The sequence below is a fragment of the Rahnella ecdela genome, from assembly GCF_019049625.1.
Classification (GTDB): domain Bacteria; phylum Pseudomonadota; class Gammaproteobacteria; order Enterobacterales; family Enterobacteriaceae; genus Rahnella; species Rahnella ecdela.
This window is the reverse complement of sequence record NZ_JAFMOY010000125.1, coordinates 87,096-105,256: the sequence shown is the minus strand read 5'-3', so window position 1 is coordinate 105,256 and position 18,161 is coordinate 87,096. Positions and strand designations below refer to the sequence as shown.

Below are 18,161 nucleotides of genomic sequence, written 5' to 3'. Positions count from 1 at the left end.
AGCACTGAGATGAATAAATCACCGCGCATGCCTCAAAACCATCATCACAGAACTCATGCGAATGTGCTTTTCAATCACTCCGGGTAATCCCTTCTTCGCATACTGATAAGCATTGTTTGGTTGTTGCGGTGCCGGGTGCCTCCCGGTGAACCGTTGGCCAGCCAACCTCGGTTCGCTGTCTTCTCTACGAGGGTAAGCTGATTAGCCCTACCGCATAGGTAGGATTCACCGCAACCGCATTAACCTATCATATGCCCATAAAAGACAAAACCCCGCCTAAGCGAGGTTCTGAAAATGTCTAAGCTTTGTGACTACGTGACCACTCTTAACAGGTTACAAGAGTTTTTGCGTAGCGCACTAGAACTATTTTAAGCGACTTTCGCGACTCGGATTTTCTGGGTGTAGGCGTCCATTTCCAGCACCGCGCCGGTCATTGCCAGGCAACCATCAACGAATCCTTCCGCTACCTGTAACTGTTGGCGGATCAGGCCTTCACTCACCTTATACAGCTTCGCTATTTTCCTTTTCGACAGACCAAAGCGGTAATGCAGCATGATTAGCGTTACCTCCTCCGATTTACGAACGGCAGCCAAACGGCCTACTGCGGCATCTACAATCAGACCGTCATCATCACAGCAGGATTCGACCTTGCTGGATTCAGTCGGCAGCAGGCCTTTGAAGCCAGCCGCGATTGGTGACCAGCTCACGCCGGAGTTATCGCGAGCCCAAACGCCGTAACGAGCCAGTACCAGTTGAATATCACGCATTATTCTCTCCACACTTTTATTTTTGTTTGCCGGTAGCGATGACACACATCGCCAGCGCGCGGTCTATTGTCTTCAGCACCAGAAATTCCTGTGTGCCGTGTTCTTCTTCCCATGCCTGGGTATTGGCATGAAGTGAGTCGTGACACCGTCTGCACAGCGGGATCACGAACAGGTCATGCGCTTTTGTTGCCATACCACCAAAGCCATTGCCGGTGATGTGGTGCGGATCATCGGACCCGTTGCCACAGCCACAACATGGCTGGCGCTTTACCCATTGGGTATATTTTGCGTTTTCGTACCGGCGGCGCTTTGGGATCCGGACATATGATTCCGGCGTCTCCGGGTCGATTGCGAGCGCCAGCACAGGTTTGATGTTATTGGCCAGCACCTCGGAAGGATGTCTTTCCCACGGGTCAACATCGGCTTCTTTCCGTTGTCCGCCTGGCGGCTTGTATTTCATCCCCAGCGCCGCGCAGATCACTTCTTCCGGCAACTGATGAACCAGCCCTTTCGAAACTGCCCACCAGCACAGCTCCGGCAGCGTCAGGTTACGCCCTTCCGGTAAGCTATACCGGTGACGGATTGCCTCAGTCACGAATTCAGCGGCGTTCGCCAGCGCGGTAGCGTCCAGTTTTGGCGATTCTTTTTCCCGAAACTCGTTGTCATGCGCCCAGCACAGGCAGACCACGCCACGCCCGCGCGGAACCTGCACCAGCTCATGGTGATGAAATTCCCCGTTGTAGTCCGGACATTGGCACACACGGTGGCGTTTAACCCACAGCGTCATCGCCGCCATGCCGCCGACTTTGGCAATTACTGCCGGGGAAGACAGGAAACCAGACAGGCGCGGATCCCGTGAAAGTGATTGTGCTTCTGCTGGCACAAGTCCATCTGGCACGGTATGCAGGTCAGCAGGTTCATTGGTGATCAGCAGGCGTTTACTGCTGAAAAACTTCACCATGTCCGCCGGCAGCGCGAACTGCACGATCCCCAGTTCTCGCTGAGGATACGGTTTTAACAATGCTCTCACGCGTGGACCTCCTGTTTCTTCCTAAGATGATCAGCCCACAGCCCGGCAACCCACTGAATACCTTTTGGGGTAAACCGTGCCTGCCGGAATGCATGCTGATTATTCGGATTGGTGCCTGTCTTCATTTCAAATCGGCCTGCGGATGTGTGCGTGCTGTAGGGCGTGAACTGTCCGTCCTGCCGGTAAATGATTTTTTCATCGATGAGGAACAACCGGAATTCAGGTTCTTTTACCTTTAGCAGCTTGCAGACAGACCGGAATCCCATAGACCCTTTCGCAATGACGTACTGATCAACGAAATCAACTTTCGGCGCGGCCAGCGCCAGCTGTGACTCCAACGCCAGCTTTTCGTCGGCAAGGTCAGCAGCCAGGCGGAGAGCCTCGGGCAATGACTGGGGTAACTGGCTTTTCGATTCCAGTTCCTGCCAGCGGTCAACTACCGCGGCGGTGAACTCGGGTGACAGCCGGGCAACCAGCACCAGCGAATCGCGCTTATTGAACCGGTATTCAAAATATCTGTTTCCGTTATGCTCAAATTCGAACTGCGCCAACGGCGCGGTTAAAATTCCACCAACGGCGAGGCGTTCAGCTGAACGTTTCACATCGCTATGCTTACTCTGCACCAGCTCAGCAATCTCACGGCTCGACATCGTTACCACTTTTCCTGACAGCAAACTGTTCGACATAATCACTCCACACGTTAAACCGGCTGCACACCGGTGGGTTTGAAATCAGTAATCGTTATTTCTGCCTTCCCTTCTTTGATAACCGGTCCCCATTCAACTGTCATGCGTTTGACCTGGCTGTCGTCTTTCCAGATCCCCGCATGGGTCAGGCCATCAAACAGCGCCTTCTGGAAATTATCTAAATCGCGTTTCGCCCTGGTCGGCGGGTAGAGAACCAGATGAACATCCAGTTCGGTCAGTAGTGCCGTCGGTCGGCTGCGCAACTGCTGGTAAATTGCAGCCAGCGCGTTCGACCGGAAGATCCGCCCTCTCTCGCTGATCAGCACGCCCTTTCTGGTGGAGCGCCAGTAACCGTTGACGCTTGGCGGGAATGGCAAAACCAGTCGCATAAGCTTCAGACCTCCATCTGCAGTTGCATGTTGAAGCGATCCCGGACTTCGCAATATTCCAGCGTCCCGGTGCTGTTGAAGGATTCAATGCGCTCAGCCAGCACATAAGCGCGGGTTTCTTTCGACTGAGGCGAATAGGTTCCTTTCCATGCGCTATCAATTCCGATATTGCGAGCCACGTTAGTGCTGTCTGCAGACGCCAGCGGTAGCCGGGTGAAGATGTCCTTATTCAGCATGCGGAGGCCGTGCAGTTTAGTGATAGGGCGGCTATGAGAATCCACAACGTGACGGATTATGTCCTTCATGCGGGCCACGGCTTTGAGTGGTGATTTGACGTCATATTCGCCACAGCTGCCGATCGCCACCCGTGGGTACTCATGACAAAGCCGGATAAAGCGGTCTTCACTTTCATTCATGTGCCAGACGGGGCAGCCGACGAACTTACCGTGTGGCCACTCAGCCAGCAGAGCATCATTCTCAGCGGCACCGCCATCGATAACATCAGGAATGACTGCGAAATCCAGACCGGGGTGATTCTTCCAGCGTTCAACAAAGTCGTAATAATCAGACCAGTCGATTTTGTTCTTCCCTGCTTTTTTCCAAATTGAGAACGCACCATTGTCCAATGCGAATGACTGGCAGATTTCCGAGGCCAGTCCTATCTGGCTGGAATTCGCATAAGAGATAAACGCATGGCCAGCTGACCATGCCTTCATTGCGCAGGTATCCGGAGTAATAGGTCCGCCGTGATAGTGGATCATCAGCTCATCTCCCCTGCTTTAAGCAGGCTGGTCAGCACAGCATCAGCATGTTCCCGCGCGGCGGTGTAATTAGTGGGATGCAGCTCCCCCTCAGGGGAGACCGCCTTGAGCCAGCCTTTGTAAGCATCAAACCAGATTTTCTGGAATTCGTTCACGCGGCCACCTCCTGCAGGTAATCAGCGCCAGCAGTGATCAGGACATCACGTGAAACCGTGGTGAACTGGCCGCGCGGCTTGATGAACGGGCGCCAGATAACCAACATGCTGCCCTTGCTGTTGCCGTTCTTCCCTGGCTTGCCGGTACCGGCATTGATGAAGGACAGGCGGCCATCAGTGATAAACCGGATTTCGTCGGCGGTGGTCAGCGCCAGCGAGAACCAGCCAGTTGATGTGTCAGCAGGCAACAGCATCACAACAGGCTGGTGCTGGGCGCGGCATTGTTCGGCGGCCTTCTCAACCCACGGGGTGATCGCGCTGTATGGCGGGTTACACCAGATTGCGCCGTAGCTTTCCCAATCAGCGGCCAGCGCGTCATCAGCTTCTGTCAGATATCGGGCGCACAGCGCGTTCTGGTAGTCGGCGGCGGCGTCCAGATAGAAGCCAAACTCCAGATCCAGTGCCGTGAAGACTTCAACCGGCGTCTGCCAGCGGTCTTTGTGCTCGATCGGTGTGGTGCTTGCGAATTCAGAAGTCATTCTGCTTTCACTCCCTGCTGGCGCTGGACGCATTCTTTCCAGATGCGATTCCAGGTGCTGATCGCGAAATCACTGCGCATGCCGCGCACACTTGCCTTACTTGCCTCGGTACAAACCAGTTTTTCCAAATCACTCGGGGTTTTGGCCGCCGCAACGCCACTGATGAACCTGCGGTAAGCTGAATCACGCTGTGAGGTATCAACAGCTACTTCACCGCGGTCCCACTTTCCGTTTTTGCGGGCTGGTCGGCCTGCACGATTCCAAGCGTTGGCACCTTCCAGGTAGCCAGGGAACTTTGAAGGCTGGAACAGCGTGGACGGTCGCAGGTACTCGGCCATTTCCAGATCGCCGCCCCATTTGGCATGCATGTAATCAACCGTCAGCTGATGTTCTTCAGTGGTGAAGCCTTCACGCAGTCTGGCGCGGATGTTATCCAGTGAGGATTTGCTGACCTGATAGCGGGAGCCGGTGACCAGGTTCAGGTAGTTCAGAACCTGTTTAGCCTGATCAGTAATTTCGACTTCGGCGTCGGTCTGCGCAGCAGGCTGACAAGAGGTTTTATTATCTGATGGATCTTGTTTTGAATTTACTAACGGATCCCCCCCAGATTCTGGCGGGTGAAAACCGGTATTCGTGTTCGATTTTGATGCGTCGGATTTTGACCGGTCAGAATTTGATGCGTCAGATTTTGATGTGTCAGAATCTGACGGTTCAGCGGCAGTACGAAGCTTCGCAATATTCAGCTGGTACATGTTCGACGTATTGCGGTTTCCCTTGCGGCGCTGGGTACTGGTGATCCAGCCGTCAGCCTCAAGTTTGCCCAGCGTAGTGCGCACAGTGCTTTCACCTGCACCCAACTGGCGGGCAATGGTGGTGATCGACGGCCAGCACAGGCCTTCGTCAGAACTGAAGTCAGCGAGGCGCGCCATGATGGCCACCGCCGATATTTTTAAACCGGCAGCAGCGCAACCATCCCAGACGTATGCGGATAACTTAACGCTCATAAGACCCTCTTAAACTTTCGCCGGAATTGTTCAGTAGGCTGGGCGCACTCATGCGGCTAACCGGCGCGCATGAAGATGACGCGATCCCCTGCTCTGTCGAAGCCCACGACGTGTACCACAACGCCCCGCCAATCCTTGTAACGCCTGTCCAGTTTTTGGATTTCTTCAGACATGCCGTCACCTTCTGGCTGCTCTGGCGGACGTAACCTACCCACCACGCCGCGAACTGGTAGTTGCACGGCATCCAGCGGTTACCTATCATCACTTCATACGAGAAAGAGCACGCGGCTCCGCCAGTCACTGACTTACAGCGCATTTGCGGAACGCCAGCTTTTACGAGTAGACTGTTCATGCGTTTAATTACTCCACACGTTTAGTTAAACCACCGACGCCTCGGGCCTGCACTCCTGAGGCGTCAACCTTTTCATGCAAAGCCACCACTGACTTCACATACTCATCGCGGGCAGCTAAATGCTTACGATGAAGATCCATAATTTCTGCCTTCTCGCCTTCATCAATCACCCCGTCGTCTGCAATCGAAATATTTATCTGCTGATCGACCTTTCCACTCTTAGCGGCAACCTTTACCCCTTTGATAAACAGGTCAACGTGGTCCAGTTCCTCGCGAATTGGGATTTCTACGAAAAAGCCGCCCCGGCGCTGGGCGAAGTAATCCGCCATGTGATTTGTACCGCTGATGTCTTCCATAGCTTCCAGCTCAACGATTTCGAAGAACCGGCAGCCGTTTTTTTCATATAGGTTGTTGTTGAACTGCGTTTCAGTCATTCCCAAAGCGCCAGCCATTGCAGACCGACCACCGGGATAGGCTTTGCACATCGCTTTAACTACTGATTTCAGGTCTACCATTTCTTATTTCCTTCGGTAGTTATGCTCAGGCAGCTGAGTCTGTAGTCTTTTCATAAAGCTCAGCTTTGAACTGAAGGTTTCCCTTGGTTCGGTATGCAGCTTCGGCTGCCCGTCCTTTCGGGATTAACTTCCCGGGGCGATTACGCCATTGATAGACGGCCTCGCTGGTTATCCCAAAAAAGGCGGCAACTTTCTCTGCACTGCCGAAGTGTTTTTCGATGTCGTCTGTGGTCATATCGCCTCCATTACTAAGTTAAGTTAGATATTAAATACTAATCTTTATTAGGTCAATAAAAACTAAGATTACTTAGCTTTATTTAATTCATGGTGGTGAGATGGAAACGGTCGGCCAGCGGATAAAATCGCTAAGAAAGGTGACAAAAACATCCCAGAAAGATCTGGGCAAATTCTGCGGCGTGAGTGACGTGGCGGTGGGTTATTGGGAAAAAGACGTGAACGTGCCGAGTGGTGAGTCTCTTTCTAAGTTGGCTAAGTTTTTCAACACGTCGATTGAATACGTACTTTACGGCACTGAGTTTGAAGATAAGCTAATCACCAGAATGCGGCGCCTACCGGTCATTTCATGGGTCCAAGCAGGTGCTTTCACAGAGTCAAAATCACCTGAAACCTTCGCAGATATAGAGCGATGGATTGAGACATCCCTTAGAGTGTCGGGTAATTCTTTCGCTTTAGAAGTTAAAGGGGATTCTATGACAAATCCCAATGGCCTCCCGACCATTCCCCAGGGTGCCACGGTTATCGTCGACCCTGAGGCAGAACCTGTTAATGGGAAAATCGTTGTTGCCAGAATAGATGGCACAAACGAGGCAACCGTTAAGAAATTGGTTATAGATGGGCCACAGAAATTCTTGGTACCTTTGAATCCTCGCTATCCAAACTTACCGATCAACGGTAACTGCACCATCATCGGTGTTGTCAAAGGCGTACAATACGACCTTTAGTCCCTCTCTAAATTCCTGACAATCTCCAAACCAAATTAAACTAAGTTTAGTTTGGTTTTCCGCTTGACCATAAAACTAAGTTAAGTTAGATTCATTCTAACTACAGCACAACGGGAAGGACACTGGGGGTTGAGGGACTCACTTACCATCAACCCGATCTGACCACAGAACCAGTGTTCTTCCCGTTGTGGTAAGCATCCGGTGATGGCAGGGCTCCTTACCCTGTTGTGGGTTCAACTCCCGCCGCCCAATCAGATCGACGTGGAACCTCGATAATTGCTGTGTGTAGTTGTCTTTCGGCGGTGGCATGACTCTTCAACCATCCAACATCAGGGGGAGCGAAGATAATGTTCTGATCATGACCACCGCCAATTTTTTCGCAGACATAGACAAGGGCCGCTGGTACCCACCCAGCACGCCCTGTGCTTTACCGGCCACCCTTGTCTATGTGTGTGAGTAATTTCCCGCGGTGTGCGCCGCGATAACGAGGGCATGAAAATGGCTGAAAGTCGTATGACCAACGTCCCGGAGTTTCTCTCCGAACTGGACGCCGGTATTTTCGAAAACAAAATCGCCGCCGCGCTGAATACCGCCGCTTTGGGTGTTCTTAATAACGGTGGTAAAGGCAAAGTGACCATCGAGATTGATGTTTCCCGGATTAGTAATTCGATGGAAGAAAAACGTGTGATGCTTGCTCACAAACTGAAATTCTCAGCACCTACGCCGCGCGGGAAATCGTCTGAAGAAGACACCACCGAAACCCCAATGTACGTGGGCAAAGGCGGCAAGCTGTCCATCATGCAGGAAGACCAAGGCCAGCTGTTCACCATCGCAGGTGATCCTGACGGCAAACTGCGCGACGCACGATAAGCATCGTTTAACCTCTCCGATAAAAGGAAATTGTTATGTCTCAAGTTTTAGACGCATCAGCAATCAAGGAAGTGCGGGATATGGCTTTCTCGACTCTTCTGGAAGAACGCCTCTCCTCCGCTGACTGTCCAGCTGTTGCTTTGCCGGAATCAGTCCGTATTCATTCACTGGAAAACCTGCAAGATCGCCGGTTCCGCTTCCGCGGCAAAATGGAAACCGCCAGCATTCTGGACTTCTCCCGTTACTGCAAAGATTACGCAGGCGAAGGCGTCCGCAGCTTCATCAATGCTGACAACATGGCGGCGGTGACGGTGTTTAACCTCGGCACTCTGACTGCACCAGGTCACGCAGATAACATCGCAGTTTTGAAACTGAAACGCACTGCGCCATTCCAAGCTTTGCTGAACATCAATGGCGATAAAAACTCACAGAAGGATCTGGCCGAGTGGCTCGAAGACTGGTCTGAATTCCTGATGGCTTTCACCGCTGACGGAGAAGTGCTGGACATCAAGAAAGCGATCGGCGGCGTCCGTAAAATTACCATCGAAGCATCCAGTTCTGCGGATCATGAAGATAGTGATTTCGGCGCCAAGCGCTCAGTGATGGAAAGCGTTGAGGCAAAAAGCAAAGAAGTCATGCCTGCGGCATTCGAATTTAAGTGCGTGCCATATGAAGGGCTGGGAGAACGCCGATTCCGTCTGCGCTACAGCGTGCTGACCGGCGGCAATGCTCCGGTGCTGGTTCTGCGCATCGTGCAGTTGGAAACGGCTGAAGAACTGATGGCTACCGAGTTCCGCGAACTGCTGGAAGCCAACTTCACCGACGTTGAAGTCGAAACATTCATCGGTGAGTTCAAAGCCTGATAGCGCGGCCTTAAATGCCCTAGTCCACTGGGGCATTTAGTGAATCGTTATTACTGAAATTTAATTGCCAATGCTGGCAAGGGATTCGCTCACGCCGAAATCTGGGAATTACTTATTTAGGAATGCAGCCATGATTGAAACAACCCGTTCGCATTTCGTCAGGCGGTTTTTTGTGAAAAAAATGCTGAATCTGTGGTTTGTCCCAGTTGAGTTTGCACCAGCAATGCCGCCGGGTATGAAAATGCTCTGGTGGCGAGCTGGGAAATATTACGGCCGATTTCGGGTCAGTCAGTAAACCGGTGTGCAGCCGGCTATAACTAAACGTGTGGAGTAATAGTATGGGCCAATTAGTTTCTTTAGCGGAATGGGCAGCAGGACCAAATGGCTTCAAAGAACCTCCCTGTAAAGCCACCCTTCACCGTATTGCGAAAACGCGGCAAACATATCCGCCAGCCGTTAAGCAAGGTCGCCGATGGGTTGTTGATGAGGAAGCCAGGTTTGTTGGTATGGTTGAACGGATCGAAATATCGAACCATCTCCCAGCCAGCGCCCGAACTTTAGTGGAGAAAGCACTTAATGGCAGCAAGACCCCGTAAATACAACATTTCAACACCGAACTTATATTGCAAATTGGATAAGCGAAACAACAAAACGTACTGGCAATATCGTCACCCCATTACGGGGGAGTTTATTGGTTTTGGTACGGATTCAGATGCCGCGCATGCAGCGGCACTTGAAATGAATCGCATTACTGCTGAGCAATTAACTTCTCAATCTTTCGCCCTGATAGATATTGCGAAACAAAAAGCCGAACCAAATGCTCAGAATATGCGCTTAAAGCAATGGGTAAAGGAATACAAAGCCATCCTTGACCGACGTGTGCAGCGAAAAGAGCTGGCAGCAGCTACTGCCAGGGGGCGCAAGGCATGTGCTGAACTTCTCTCAGCTCGTTCTCAAAACATATTGCTAAAAGAGTTCGGCGCACGTGAGATGGCTGCATTGATAAACGAATATGTCGATGCAAATAAAACAAGAATGGCACAGGTCATGCGAGCTGCATGGATCGATATGTTTAAGGAAGCACAGTTTGCCGGTGAGGTTCCGCCCGGCTTTAATCCGGCACTGGCCACACGTAAACCACTGGATGAAGTCTCCAGACAGCGACTCACGCTCGAGAACTGGTGGGCGATTTATCACGAAGCAGAACGCAGATCACCGTACATCTGCAATGCAATGCTGCTCGCTGTAGTTACTGGCCAGCGGCGTGGCGACATAGTAAAAATGAAATTCTCTGATATCTGGGATGACATGCTTCATGTTGTCCAGGGAAAAGGTAAAGGAAAAATCCGGATAGCGATCCCCCTCTCGTTGAGATGTGACGCCATCAACATGAGTGTTCGTGATGTGATTAACAAATGTCGCGACCGGGTGCTGAGTAAACATCTTGTCCATAATTCAACAGTTGTTGGCGGCTCTGCGCTGGGTTCACCTGTGGCTGAAGGGTCATTGACACAACGATTCGCAGAATCGCGTGATTGCGCAAAAATTAAAATTGAAAAGGATAAAACACCGCCAACATTTCACGAACAACGTTCTCTTTCTGAGCGATTGTATAAAGCGCAGGGGATCCACACTCAGGAATTGCTGGGACACAGTTCAGCGAAGATGACGGAGCTCTATCATGACGAGCGCAGGGAGAAGTGGATCGTCATCGCCGTCTAATTATCAGCCGGTTTTGGGGAAGAGTTTTGGAGGGATTTTGGAGAGGGGATTTATTTAAAGAAAAAACAGTAAGTTATTTCATTCATGTGCTGCCTGTACGGCAGTGAACTGTTGGTTTATCTGTTTCAGGCGTTGAACTACAAAAGGTTATTCCTGTTTGAGCAAAAATACCCTCTTTTTTTGATGGTCAGCGGGATACAGAAAAATCAAAGAGTTAGCGGAGGCAGGAAAAAGAGGGGTAATTCCAGATATGCCATCAACACCCCATCCGCATTTGATTTTGCGAGACAAACAGAACAAGGCTTTTATTCGATTGAAACTGGCGTGCTCAAAAATCTTGCTGACTGAGAGGTTCCGGACCTTAGGCTGGAATCCCGAAAGGCGGGCACCGCACAGCGGAAAGATTTTGCGCCACACGCTGCGGTGACAGAATATGTCCGTCGTGGCTGCGAAAGCGCGGAGTGAAAAGAGCGTGGAGTCCAGAGGCCCGCGCGATTGCGGGTCTCTGGGCCAGTGTGGGCGGCGAGCCCACGACCTTGACGTTAAAGACTTAAATCTTAGTCACGCTATCAACCAGTGCCATTTCTTCACTGCTCAGCAGCTTTTCAATATCGACCAGAATCAACATACGATCCCCGAGCGAACCCAAACCGGTCAGGTACTCAGTAGACATCGTCACGGCGAATTCCGGTGCCGGACGGATTTGATCCTGGCTCAGCGACAGCACGTCGGACACGCCGTCTACTACGATCCCGACGACGCGGTTTTCGAAGTTCAGCACGATCACCACGGTGTTTTCATTGTAAATCACATCTTCCTGCGCGAACTTCACACGCAGGTCGAGGATTGGCACGATTACGCCGCGCAGGTTGGTGACACCTTTAATAAATGCAGGCGTGTTAGCAATGCGGGTTACCTGATCGTAACCGCGGATTTCCTGCACTTTCAGGATATCGATGCCGTATTCTTCGTCGCCTAAAGTAAAGATCAGAAATTCCTGACCTACTGTTTCGCCCGCAATTTTAGACACGGTTGCAAGTCCTGCCATGTTGTTCACCTTTGCTTTTATCTTTAAATTGGCCTGAGTTTTCACACCCGGCGACGATTAACGCCGCCGGAAGCTTTGCTTGTTATGCGGCAGATACGCCCGTTGCCAGTTTGTCGCGGTTTAGCGCCTGCAAAGCAGACACATCCACAATCAACGCCACACTGCCGTCACCTAAAATAGTGGCGGCAGAAATGCCAGGCACTTTGCGATAGTTACTTTCCAGGTTTTTCACCACCACCTGGTGTTGACCAATCAGCTGGTCAACCAGCAAGGCGTAGCGACGGCCTGCACTTTGTAAAATCACAACAATGGCCTGAGTGGCTTCAGTTTTCGCATCTTTCACATCAAAGACGTTATAGAGTTCAACCAGCGGCAGGTATTCACCGCGCACCTGCAGAACGCGCTCGCCACCGGCCAGCGGATGCAAATCTTCAGCCAGCGGCTGCAGCGATTCCATCACGGCATTCAGCGGCAGAATAAAGACTTCTTCGCCCACTTTGACGGACATACCGTCGAGAATAGCCAGCGTCAGCGGCAGCAGGATGCGGATTGTCGTCCCTTTACCCTGTTGGGAATGGATTTCGACATGGCCGCCCATTTCCTGAATGTTACGTTTGACCACGTCCATACCCACGCCGCGACCGGAAACATCCGTGACTTTTTCTGCGGTCGAGAACCCGGCAGCAAAAATAAGCATGCCGACTTCCTCATCGCTCATATTTTCGCTGACGTTCATGCCCTGCGACGCGGCTTTCGCCAGAATACGTTCGCGGTTCAGACCGGCACCGTCATCGATGACTTCGATGCAGATGTTGCCCCCCTGATGTTCAGCAGAAAGCGTCAGGTTACCGGTCGGCTCTTTGCCGTTGGCGATACGCACTTCCGGGGTTTCCACACCGTGATCCAGACTGTTACGCACCAGGTGCGTTAACGGGTCAATAATACGTTCGATCAGGCTCTTATCCAGTTCGGTAGAGCTGCCAAGCAGTGTCAGTTCGATTTGTTTATTCAGTTTGCTGGCGAGATCCCGCACCAGACGAGGGAAACGGCTGAAGACAAATTCCATTGGCATCATACGAATCGACATCACCGATTCCTGCAAATCGCGGGCGTTGCGCTCAAGTTGCCCCATGCTGTTAAGCAGGTCACTGTGAACCACCGGATCCAGCAAATCTGAACGCTGCGCCAGCATCGACTGAGTAATCACCAGTTCGCCGACCAGGTTGATGAGCTGATCCACTTTCTCGACGGCCACGCGAATACTGGTCGATTCTGCGGCTTTTGGCGCGCGGGCTTTCGCCGGTTCGCTGTTTGGTACGGCGGTCAGAACCGGTGCCGGACGTACGGCGACAGCGGCAGTTTCAGTGATGACCGGGGCTGGTGCAGGTGCGGATTCAGAAACCGCAGGCACAGCAGCCTGTGTGAAACTGATTTGTTCCGGTTCCAGCACAAAACACAGCACCGCAATAATATCGTCTTCAGTGACGGTGGTGATAAGCGTGGCTTCTACGCTGTCTGCGGTCTGAACCGGATCTTTGATTTCGCCAAGATTGCCCAGCTCTTCGAGCATGACAGACACTTCCTGCGTTTTCAGGCCGGACAGACGAACACGCATCCCGCCTTTAACCGCAGGCGTTGCTACTGCGACAGGTGCGGTCGCTTCAGGTTCATCTTCCACCACGTGAAGTTCCGGCGCAGGTTCGCGCTGTTCCTGCGCGTCGAGGGCCAGTTGTCTCAGGGCTGCACAGATATATTCAAAGCTTTCTGCATCAGGATCCCGGGAGGATTTATAGGCGTCGAGTTGCTCCTGCATAATGTCTTTTGTTTCCAGAAACAGGTTGATGATGTCGGTGCTCAGGCTCATTTCAGCGCGACGTGCACCGTCGAGCAGGTTTTCCAGTAAGTGAGTCGTTTCCTGTAAAACCGTAAATCCAAACGTGGCTGCCCCGCCTTTGATTGAGTGCGCTGCGCGGAAAATCGCATTGAGCTGCTCAACATCCGGTGCCTGGGGATCAAGCAACAACAGATGTTGTTCCATGTCCGCCAGCAGCTCGTCTGCTTCATCAAAAAATGTCTGATAAAAATCAGTAATATCCATGCTCACGTGATCACCTCTGCTGTGAATCGCGGCTTGTTAATGTGTCGCAGGTGCCGTGCCTGCCGCGACAGCCGGAGCTGCCGTCGCAGGTTGAGCGCCTGCCGATGGTGTCACTGGCGTCTGCGTCTCAATCCCGGGTATTGATGGTGCCTGTATTGGTGCTGGTGCTGCTGATGAATCTGGTACTGCTGGCGCAGCCGGAGCCGGGCTCATTTTTGGCGCCAGCGCAGGTTCCGTCTGACGCCCCGGCACAGCTCTTTGCAGTTCGCCTGCGTCACTGATAGTGATCGCTTCGCCCTCGCTGTTTTCACGTTCAATGGCTTCTTCAGCATGTCTGTTCAGAACTAAAATGCTGATACGCCGGTTAATCGCGTCGCCCGCCGGATGGTTTTTCAACTGCATGGTGGAACCCATACCCATCACGCGCAGAACTTTGCCTTCGCTGAGTCCGCCGATTATCATTTCACGACGTGAGGCATTCGCGCGATCTGTCGAAAGTTCCCAGTTGCTGTAGCCGCGTTCGCCCTGTGCATACGGCATATCATCCGTATGGCCCGCAAGACTGATTTTGTTTGGAAAATCATCCAGCACCGGCCCGATAGCCCGCAGAATATCGCGCATATACGGCTCGACAATCGCGCTGCCCAGCTGGAACATCGGACGATTTTTGCTATCAATAATCTGGATGCGCAAACCCTGTTCCGTCAGGTTGATCATCAGATGCGGACGCAAATCTTTCAGCCGCGGGTCGGATGCCAGCATGTCTTCCAGTTTCTGCTGCAATCGCTGTAAATCACCGGCCTCGCGCTTGCTCTCGCCCTGCGACTGATCCATTTTGTGCACTTCCCCGTCCTGCACGGTCGGGTCTTCCCCGCCGCCCGGGATCGGGCTGGTCGCGTCACTGCTGCGCGGCCCGCCGGTTATCGCCACCGCCAGCGGTGTACGAAAGTATTCGGCAATTTGCACCAGTTCTTTAGGGCTGGAGATCGAAATCAGCCACATCACCAGGAAGAAAGCCATCATCGCTGTCATAAAGTCAGCGTAAGCAATCTTCCACGAACCGCCGTGATGCCCTCCGCCGTGCTTGCTCTTTTTCTTGCGGACAACAACGATTGGATGGCTCTGATGCTTCATACTTTTTCTTCTTCAGTTTGTTTCTGGCCCGGTGACTTAACCTGGCGAACGTGCTCCTCCAGTTCGATAAAGGAAGGACGCTCAGAGGTGTACAACGTCTTACGGCCAAACTCGACGGCAATTTGTGGCGCATAGCCATTGATGCTTGAGAGCAATGTCACTTTGATGCACTGCATCATCTTGGCGTTTTCCGCGCTTTTCTGGCGCAGAACGCTGGCCAGCGGAGAAATAAAACCGTACGCCAGAAGGATACCGAGGAAGGTTCCGACCATCGCATGCGCAATCAGCGCACCCAGCTCTGCTGCCGGACGATCCGCCGCGGCCAGGGTATGAACGATACCCATGACCGCCGCGACAATGCCGAAGGCAGGCAGTGAATCACCGACCAGCGCCAGGCTGTTAGCAGGGACTTCGCTTTCGTGCTCGTAAGTTTCGATTTCCTCATCCATCAATGCTTCAATTTCAAAAGCATTCATGTTGCCGCTCACCATCAGGCGCAGGTAATCCGTCAGATATTCGACTAAATGTTTATCGGCAAGGATGCGCGGATAATTAGCGAAAATGTCGCTTTCGTTGGGATTGTCGATGTCATTTTCCAGCGACAGCATCCCCTGTTGGCGTGATTTCGCCAGCAACCTGTACAGCAACGCCATCAAATCCATATACAGCGCTTTGTTGTATTTAGATACGCGGAACAGCTGAGGCAGCGCGCGCAGTGTGGATTTAATCGCTTTACCGTTGTTACCTACGAAAAAGGCACCGATGCCTGCACCGGCGATGATGAGTAATTCTGCGGGTTGGTATAACGCGCCCAGTTCACCGCCGACGAGCATGAAACCGCCGAACACTGAGCCCAACACCACGATGTAACCTATTATCACTAGCACGATGAATCCTTAATTCGATGTGGTTTTAGGGCGAGGAAAAGCGCGACACCATGTTTCAGGCAAATTTTATGCAGCTAAAACGTGCATAAAAGATGTCAGATAATGACTGAGATGTTCGGGGGGAAATTGATGAGCGGTGTCACCACCGCTCAGAAAGACATACTGCAACCCAACCATCTCAGACAGCGCGCTTGACCTGTTCGTCCAGCTCTTGAGATGTTATATCGGCAACCTGCGGGGAAAGTTTACGTTTTTTTACTGCTCGGGATGGGGGCTGGCAAAGACTGCACACAAACCCGTGACGAGGCTGGTGTGCATGGGTAATAAATGAACCATCACAGCAGTTACAGGCTGAGAGCTGCAACATGCCGCTGTCGACAAAACGCACCAGTGTCCACGCACGTGTCAGCGCGAGGATCGGCGCTTCACCTGGCTGTTCCGGACATTGTTCAAGATACAGACGGTAAGCTTTAATCACCGCTTCCACCCCATTACAATGCCCGCTCTTTAAAAGGAAAGAGTACGCGTTGTAAAACATGGAAGAATGAATGTTTTGTTCCCAGGTCATAAACCAGTCGGTGGAGAACGGTAACATTCCTTTCGGCGGAGGACTTCCCCGCAGTTCTTTGTATAGTCTGATCAGTCGGCCACGACTTAACTGCGTTTCGCTTTCCAGCATCTGCAATCTGGCACCCAGCGTAATCAATTCCATGGCAAGCTGAATGTCGCGTGCTTCCTGAACGATACTTTTTTCTGCCGGTTTGGTTGTCCCATCTTTCCCAGACATAGCTACGCCCTTTTCTTCATCGCGCCGCTATCTTTCGCAGCCAGACCTTTAAGCAAATGGCTGGACAACAGAATACCGGTATGGATTTGCTGCAAGTCATCCACTCGAGATTCCTGTGTCAGGCGTTCTATTGTTTTGCTGTCATCAAAGCGGAACTGGCACAAAAGCTGGTTCGTTTCAGCTAGTTTCACCATTTGCGGCAACGTGAGCTGGCCAAGTGTCTCGGCCATTACGTCATCAATTCCCAACCGGAACATCGCTGAGGCTTTTTCGTCGTTAATCAAACGCTGCGCCAACAGTAAATATGACAGGTTGATATCATATATGTGCTTAAGCAATTCGGACATTCTGTTCTACCCCATTACCGATGCCACTTTTAAAGGTGGCTGATTGATAGACATATTCCATGCAGCGAGAGTTTTACCCGGCGTGACTGGAGTATTTTTTACTATCAAAACAATTGGATCATTGGCTGTTTAATAAATCTCACGATGACAATTAGATTTATCCCGCGGTATTTACTTCACCGCCAATACAAAGTTGTTCCTGATGTAAACTAAATTAATTGTGACAATTGCACTGCTAAGTATTAGTAAAACACTTTAGTTTTGATGTACTGGCAGGGTCCGTTGCTGTGATGGCGTGTCGTTCAGTGAAACGCTTTTACATACATTATTAGGAATAATCTTACTACGACGCAACTCTAACCCCGTTCCCTTTACACATACAATCTTGTCGTGAACGAATTTTGAATAAAGTGTGACGCGCATCACACTTTTAAGATTTATTTTGACTCCAAAAGTGCAATTTATCGTGAGGATTTGCGTAAATTTAAGTCAAAAGTAAAAAACCGTCTAAAAAGCTGTCTTCAAACTGTCTTTTTTCGCCTTTTTTAGATCATTTTGTACAAAGACCACCTAAAGCCAAATGATTAGCACACGCAGTAATTAATCATAGTTCATGCAGTTTTTTATGCTGCCAATTTCCAATAGCATGATCATTGTGCTAATTATGCACAACCCAGTCAGGGCGGGGCCTTTCGGGGTGTTGTCTTAAGGAATTGTGTTTAAAATAAGTGCGGATTGTTTCGAAATCGTGAGCAACCACGTGGTTTCAAAAGTAAAAAGAAAATGATTGTAATAATTTATTACAGCACGAAAGGAGACATCCCGTCATCTGAGCGGATTGATAAGGATAAGTGATGAAACAGCGGATTTTTGCCGTGCTTACGTATCGGCAACTCTTCATGAAAACTTTAATGATTGGCGTTAAAAAAGTGGTTTGTGTGGTGCAAGCGTAAATTAAAAGCTCAAGAATAGGATTTTTATTACCTAACCAGCAATACTCACCCGCTTTTACGCACAAAATACGAATAAAACACATCTTTTGCGCAGAGGGTTTTAGGTATAAGAGAAAAACCTGCGAAAGTGAAGGTCATTAAATTCTCTTATTCCTGAAATAAGCTTCCAGGATACTTTTGGACAGTGATTACTTTCACTCAAAGTAATTTGATATCTCATTGAACGTTAATACACCAAAATAAAAAAGGCCTGCTGATATTTCAGGCAGGCCATAACTTATTATTGTCCAAA

General features: G+C 51.0%; 22 protein-coding genes and 1 pseudogene. 6 read left to right on the top strand and 17 right to left on the bottom strand.

Features of this window, described 5'->3' with window-relative positions; all coding sequences use genetic code 11:
• Window positions 1-368 precede the first annotated feature (368 nt).
• The 11 genes and pseudogenes from J1784_RS12170 to J1784_RS12120 all read right to left on the bottom strand — a co-directional run bounded on the left by J1784_RS12170 (window position 369) and on the right by J1784_RS12120 (window position 6,433).
• Window positions 369-767 (bottom strand): antiterminator Q family protein, encoded by a 399-nt coding sequence (locus tag J1784_RS12170; protein WP_217149439.1) that lies wholly within the window; start codon window positions 765-767, stop codon window positions 369-371.
• A gap of 16 nt (window positions 768-783) precedes the next feature.
• Window positions 784-1,797, bottom strand: a complete 1,014-nt coding sequence (locus J1784_RS12165; RefSeq protein WP_217149438.1) for a DUF968 domain-containing protein — start codon at window positions 1,795-1,797, stop codon at window positions 784-786.
• Window positions 1,794-2,483 carry a phage antirepressor KilAC domain-containing protein gene (locus tag J1784_RS12160; protein WP_217149437.1) on the bottom strand — a complete coding sequence of 230 codons (690 nt, stop codon included), beginning with the start codon at window positions 2,481-2,483 and terminating at the stop codon, window positions 1,794-1,796. The genes J1784_RS12165 and J1784_RS12160 overlap by 4 nt, the downstream gene beginning before the upstream one ends.
• Window positions 2,484-2,497: 14 nt before the next feature.
• A complete protein-coding gene (locus J1784_RS12155; RefSeq protein WP_217149436.1) occupies window positions 2,498-2,872 on the bottom strand; it encodes a RusA family crossover junction endodeoxyribonuclease in 375 nt (124 codons plus the stop codon).
• 5 nt (window positions 2,873-2,877) lie between these two features.
• Window positions 2,878-3,633: a hypothetical protein gene (locus J1784_RS12150; RefSeq protein ID WP_217149435.1), complete on the bottom strand. Its 756-nt coding sequence runs from the start codon at window positions 3,631-3,633 to the stop codon at window positions 2,878-2,880.
• Window positions 3,633-3,788: a hypothetical protein gene (locus tag J1784_RS12145; RefSeq protein ID WP_217149434.1), complete on the bottom strand. Its 156-nt coding sequence runs from the start codon at window positions 3,786-3,788 to the stop codon at window positions 3,633-3,635. Before J1784_RS12145 ends, J1784_RS12150 begins: the two co-directional genes overlap by 1 nt.
• Window positions 3,785-4,327: a phage N-6-adenine-methyltransferase gene (locus J1784_RS12140; protein ID WP_217149433.1), complete on the bottom strand. Its 543-nt coding sequence runs from the start codon at window positions 4,325-4,327 to the stop codon at window positions 3,785-3,787. The genes J1784_RS12145 and J1784_RS12140 overlap by 4 nt, the downstream gene beginning before the upstream one ends.
• Window positions 4,324-5,331: a conserved phage C-terminal domain-containing protein gene (locus J1784_RS12135; protein ID WP_217149432.1), complete on the bottom strand. Its 1,008-nt coding sequence runs from the start codon at window positions 5,329-5,331 to the stop codon at window positions 4,324-4,326. The genes J1784_RS12140 and J1784_RS12135 overlap by 4 nt, the downstream gene beginning before the upstream one ends.
• Window positions 5,332-5,390: 59 nt before the next feature.
• Window positions 5,391-5,504: pseudogene (locus J1784_RS12130) on the bottom strand (DUF4222 domain-containing protein); the annotation flags it as partial.
• A 187-nt stretch (window positions 5,505-5,691) separates the two neighbouring features.
• Window positions 5,692-6,198: a YmfL family putative regulatory protein gene (locus tag J1784_RS12125; RefSeq protein ID WP_217149430.1), complete on the bottom strand. Its 507-nt coding sequence runs from the start codon at window positions 6,196-6,198 to the stop codon at window positions 5,692-5,694.
• 25 nt (window positions 6,199-6,223) lie between these two features.
• On the bottom strand, window positions 6,224-6,433 hold the full coding sequence (locus tag J1784_RS12120) for a Cro/CI family transcriptional regulator (RefSeq protein WP_217149429.1): 210 nt from the start codon (window positions 6,431-6,433) through the stop codon (window positions 6,224-6,226).
• 100 nt (window positions 6,434-6,533) lie between these two features.
• Between J1784_RS12120 and J1784_RS12115 the strand changes: the two genes are divergently transcribed.
• From J1784_RS12115 to J1784_RS12090, 6 genes are all read left to right on the top strand, one after another.
• On the top strand, window positions 6,534-7,160 hold the full coding sequence (locus J1784_RS12115) for a LexA family protein (RefSeq protein ID WP_217149428.1): 627 nt from the start codon (window positions 6,534-6,536) through the stop codon (window positions 7,158-7,160).
• Between the two features lie 498 nt (window positions 7,161-7,658).
• A complete protein-coding gene (locus J1784_RS12110) occupies window positions 7,659-8,030 on the top strand; it encodes a hypothetical protein (RefSeq protein ID WP_217149427.1) in 372 nt (123 codons plus the stop codon).
• 35 nt (window positions 8,031-8,065) lie between these two features.
• Window positions 8,066-8,893: a YfdQ family protein gene (locus J1784_RS12105; RefSeq protein WP_217149426.1), complete on the top strand. Its 828-nt coding sequence runs from the start codon at window positions 8,066-8,068 to the stop codon at window positions 8,891-8,893.
• Window positions 8,894-9,023: 130 nt separating this feature from the next.
• Window positions 9,024-9,188, top strand: a complete 165-nt coding sequence (locus J1784_RS12100; RefSeq protein ID WP_217149425.1) for a hypothetical protein — start codon at window positions 9,024-9,026, stop codon at window positions 9,186-9,188.
• Between the two features lie 43 nt (window positions 9,189-9,231).
• Window positions 9,232-9,489, top strand: coding sequence for an excisionase (locus tag J1784_RS12095; RefSeq protein WP_217149424.1), 258 nt, complete (start codon window positions 9,232-9,234; stop codon window positions 9,487-9,489).
• Window positions 9,470-10,615, top strand: coding sequence for a phage integrase Arm DNA-binding domain-containing protein (locus J1784_RS12090; protein WP_217149423.1), 1,146 nt, complete (start codon window positions 9,470-9,472; stop codon window positions 10,613-10,615). The genes J1784_RS12095 and J1784_RS12090 overlap by 20 nt, the downstream gene beginning before the upstream one ends.
• A 550-nt stretch (window positions 10,616-11,165) precedes the next feature.
• Here the strand turns inward: J1784_RS12090 and cheW are convergent.
• The 6 genes from cheW to flhD form a co-directional block, all read right to left on the bottom strand.
• Window positions 11,166-11,663: a chemotaxis protein CheW gene (gene cheW / locus J1784_RS12085; protein WP_095922337.1), complete on the bottom strand. Its 498-nt coding sequence runs from the start codon at window positions 11,661-11,663 to the stop codon at window positions 11,166-11,168.
• An 82-nt stretch (window positions 11,664-11,745) separates the two neighbouring features.
• Window positions 11,746-13,761: a chemotaxis protein CheA gene (cheA, locus tag J1784_RS12080; RefSeq protein WP_217149504.1), complete on the bottom strand. Its 2,016-nt coding sequence runs from the start codon at window positions 13,759-13,761 to the stop codon at window positions 11,746-11,748.
• Window positions 13,762-13,797: 36 nt separating this feature from the next.
• A complete protein-coding gene (gene motB / locus J1784_RS12075) occupies window positions 13,798-14,895 on the bottom strand; it encodes a flagellar motor protein MotB (protein ID WP_217149422.1) in 1,098 nt (365 codons plus the stop codon).
• On the bottom strand, window positions 14,892-15,782 hold the full coding sequence (gene motA / locus J1784_RS12070; protein ID WP_217149421.1) for a flagellar motor stator protein MotA: 891 nt from the start codon (window positions 15,780-15,782) through the stop codon (window positions 14,892-14,894). Before motA ends, motB begins: the two co-directional genes overlap by 4 nt.
• Window positions 15,783-15,960: 178 nt before the next feature.
• The gene (flhC, locus tag J1784_RS12065; protein WP_217149420.1) at window positions 15,961-16,569 is read right to left on the bottom strand and encodes a flagellar transcriptional regulator FlhC; all 609 of its coding nucleotides are present in this window, start codon (window positions 16,567-16,569) and stop codon (window positions 15,961-15,963) included.
• A gap of 2 nt (window positions 16,570-16,571) precedes the next feature.
• On the bottom strand, window positions 16,572-16,916 hold the full coding sequence (gene flhD, locus J1784_RS12060) for a flagellar transcriptional regulator FlhD (protein ID WP_120508226.1): 345 nt from the start codon (window positions 16,914-16,916) through the stop codon (window positions 16,572-16,574).
• Window positions 16,917-18,161 lie beyond the last annotated feature (1,245 nt).